The sequence below is a fragment of the Mycobacterium sp. genome (assembly GCF_044342925.1).
Classification (GTDB): domain Bacteria; phylum Actinomycetota; class Actinomycetes; order Mycobacteriales; family Mycobacteriaceae; genus Mycobacterium.
Genome location: NZ_JBIIOV010000244.1, coordinates 1 through 3,314, shown reverse-complemented (window position 1 = coordinate 3,314; position 3,314 = coordinate 1). Strand labels below are relative to the sequence as shown.

Sequence of the window (3,314 nt, the reverse complement as noted above, 5' to 3'; positions counted from 1 at the left end):
GGATGCCGCACCTACCTCGCCGTCGGCGATGTCATCGGCCATGGGCTCCCGGCGGTCGAGGACATGGCCGAGTTGCGCAGCACTGGCAACGCCTACGCCCATATGGGTCTGCCGCCCGGACGGATGCTCACGGAGATGAACCGCTTCGCAAGCCGGCAGATCCGGGGAGAGTTCGCGACAAGTCTGGTGGGCATCTTCGATCCCGATTCCGGCACTCTGACTTACAGCTCCGCCGGGCACCTGCCGGCGCTGCTGCGTCGCGCGGACACCGGTGAGGTGGTTCGGCTGACCGGGGCGCTGGGTTCAATGTTGGGACCGTTCGAGGACTCGGTCTACGAGCAAGAGCAGGTGGCCGTGCGCCCGGACGACGTCCTGGTGATGTACACCGACGGTCTGGTGGAGCACTATGACGGCGATCCGCGGACCGGAATCGCGCACCTCGAGCAGGTGATTGCCATGTGGCCACCGGAAGCCCTCCTCGACTGCGAAGCGCTGGCCCAGCAGGTCGCGCCGGCGCCGCGCGCCGACGATCTCTGTCTGCTGGTAGTGCGGTTCGAAGAAAGTTCCGCTCACATGTGAGGGCTCCAAGTACGGCGCCGTCCCCTAGGCTGCACTTATGGGCCCATCCCGGGAAGCGGGTGATGTCCACGCCCGCGACGATCCGCACCGCGCAGGTACGCCGACGCGCCGGTCGCGGTTCTGGGGGGATTCCACGGGCCTGTTCGCCGCCGTCTTCCTCGCCCACGGGCTGGGCGCGGTGCTGTCCTGGGCATCCTTCGGCTCTTCGGTAGGGCCGGCTTTCTTCTACCCTTCGGCCGGCGTGGCCATATCGGCCATGCTGCTTAGCCGGCGGGCCTTGTGGCCGGCCATTGTCGCGGCGGTGCTGGCCGCTGAGATCATGGTCGACGTCCACTACGGCAATCCGCTCTGGGTGGCCGCCGGTTTCGGGTTGGCCGATGTCGTGGAGCCCCTTGTCGGGGCATCGGCGGTGATAGCGTGGTGCCGCGGTCGACCGGATCTGCGCAGGCGCCGTGACTTGGTGGCCTTCGTTGTCGGGGCCTGCATGGTCGGCCCATTGTTCGGTGGCGTGGTCGGCGGGACTGTCAGCTCTGCCTTCGAGAACTCTGCATGGCTCGAGTCGGTGGTCAACTGGGCGGCCGGCGATGCTGTCGGCGTCCTTGTTCTCGGAGCTCCCATCCTGTTGTGGGCCAAGCAGTCCTACGTGGTGCGCCGCCGCCCCTGGGAGACGCTGGGTGTCCTGATTGCCACCGCCGCGCTGTCCTTTACCGCCTACTGGACCGAAGCGCCGCCGTCGATGCTGATCCTGCCGATTCTGGCCTGGGCCGCTCTTCGGCTGGACATGCTCGGCGCCGCACTGGCCGGCGCGGTGGCGGCGTTCATGGCCAATGTGATGACCACGCGGGGCATCGGCCTGTTCACCCACATGAATTTGGCCCTGCCCACCCGGGTCGCGCTGACGCAGCTGTTCATTGTGGTCATCGTTGTGGTCGCTCTGCTGATCGCACAGGAGGCGTCGGGCCGGATGACCGCCGTGCGGGAACGGGAGGCCGAGCGGCGGGAACGGATGCGGCTGGAAACGCTGTCGCGACTCGCTCAGCAACTCGCCGCGGCGCTGACCCCGCACGATATCGGCCGGGTACTGGAGCAGGAGGTGCTCAACGAGGCCGGTGCCACAGCGCTGAATCTCGGCTTGCTCAGTGCCGACGGCCGGCGGCTGGAATGGGTCACCATGACGGGGCATCCGCAGCCGGTGGTCGACGAGTACGGCGAGGGCGTCGACATGACCGAACGGACGGTCGGCACCGACGTGGTGCGCAGCGGGCAGCCGATCCTGGTGCCCACCGCCCACGACTACGGCGACACCTATCCGGAGAAGGTGCACTGGCTGCACCTCAGTGGGGCGCAGACCACGGTCGGGTGGCCGTTGACAGCAGGCGGCCAGGCGTTCGGCGTCGTGTTGATGATCTGGACCGATCCGCAGCCCCTCGACGACGCCCAGCGCGCCTACATCTCCGCCGTCGCCACCATGGTCGGCCAAGCACTGGTGCGCGCCCGTGTCTACGCCGACGAACACGCACGGGCCGCAGTGCTGCAATCGGCGGTGCTGCCCACCAGCCCGGTCGATACCGGTGGCCTGGACGTGTGCGTGGCCTACGAGCCGGCCGACGTGGCCCAAGGTCTCGGCGGCGACTGGTACGACATCATGCCGTTGCCAAAGGGGCGGGTGTACCTGGCCGTCGGCGACGTGGTGGGTCACGGGCTGCCGGCGGTGGAGGACATGGCCCAGTTGCGCAGCGCGGGAAGGGCATTCGCCCACCAAGGTCTATCGCCCGCGCAGTTGCTCGCCGAACTCAACGGATTCACCCGACATGCCAGCCTCGGCAAGTTCGCGACCATGGCGGTCGGGATCCTGGAGCCGGTCGAAGGCGTGTTGTTCTACTGTGTGGCGGGGCATCCGCCGCCATTTCTGCGCTCTGCGGCCGACGGGCGAGTGGTCCGGCTCGGCGAGGCGCACGGCCCAGTTCTCGGGCCGGTTCGCGACGCCACCTACGCCGAGGGCCGCGTGCAGGTGTCCCCGGGCGACATCCTGGTGATGTACACCGACGGGCTGGTCGAACGGCACGGCATGGACATCGAGATGGGTCTGACCCGGGCTCAGCAGATGATCGCGGACTGGGCCGGCGACACCTCGCTGGCGCAGTACTGTGACGTGCTGCAGGAAACGTTGTCGCCGCGCCCGCGCCACGACGACGTCTGCATCATCGCGGTCCGGTTCGGCGACAGCGCAGCCTCCGTTAATTAGACCGTCGCTCGACGCCGAGGGGGGCAATCGGGCTGCCGGTTAGGCTGTGTAATGCGGCTCAGCGGGACGCTTGCGGGCATTCCCTTCGACTGTTCGACCGCGGGACCGGTCTTCTACCCACCGGCCGGCGTCACGCTCGCAGCGCTGCTCCTCACCCGGCGGTCGGCGTGGCCGGCTTCATGCTGGCCAACACCGTTGAACCACACCTTATTGACAATGGTTTCCATTATGGTTAGTTTCGGACTGATGTCCTGTACCGGAGGAAACCATGGAATCTGAGCAGCACACCGAACCCGGCGATCACGAACACCTCCCGGATGACGGCCATGAAACCGTCGTACACGGCGATCACGTCGATCACATCCACGACGGCGAGCGTCACCCGGAGGCCAAGATCCACCGCGGCCACGAGACAGCGCACACCGACGACGACGACTGCGAGAAGATCGCGCATGACGACCATGTCGATCACCTCCATGACGGTCACCGG

Annotated in this window: 3 protein-coding genes; 2 read left to right on the top strand and 1 reads right to left on the bottom strand. The window is 67.4% G+C overall.

Going from position 1 to position 3,314, the window contains the following annotated elements; translation table 11 throughout:
- Positions 1-579, top strand: a 579-nt coding sequence (locus ADBZ6I_RS16760; protein ID WP_526385841.1) for a PP2C family protein-serine/threonine phosphatase, incomplete at its 5' end; no start/stop codon positions are given.
- A gap of 37 nt (positions 580-616) precedes the next feature.
- Positions 617-2,824, top strand: a complete 2,208-nt coding sequence (locus tag ADBZ6I_RS16755; protein ID WP_526385839.1) for a SpoIIE family protein phosphatase — start codon at positions 617-619, stop codon at positions 2,822-2,824.
- Between the two features lie 232 nt (positions 2,825-3,056).
- On the opposite strand, the gene ADBZ6I_RS16750 is transcribed toward ADBZ6I_RS16755, so the two are convergent.
- Positions 3,057-3,314 (bottom strand): hypothetical protein (locus ADBZ6I_RS16750; RefSeq protein ID WP_526385837.1); only part of this gene is annotated, 258 nt, incomplete at its 5' end.

Bases quoted from the DNA above. Each gene is read 5' to 3' on its own strand.
- ADBZ6I_RS16755 (WP_526385839.1), top strand. From the start codon at position 617: ATGGGCCCATCCCGGGAAGCGGGTGATGTCCACGCCCGCGACGATCCG.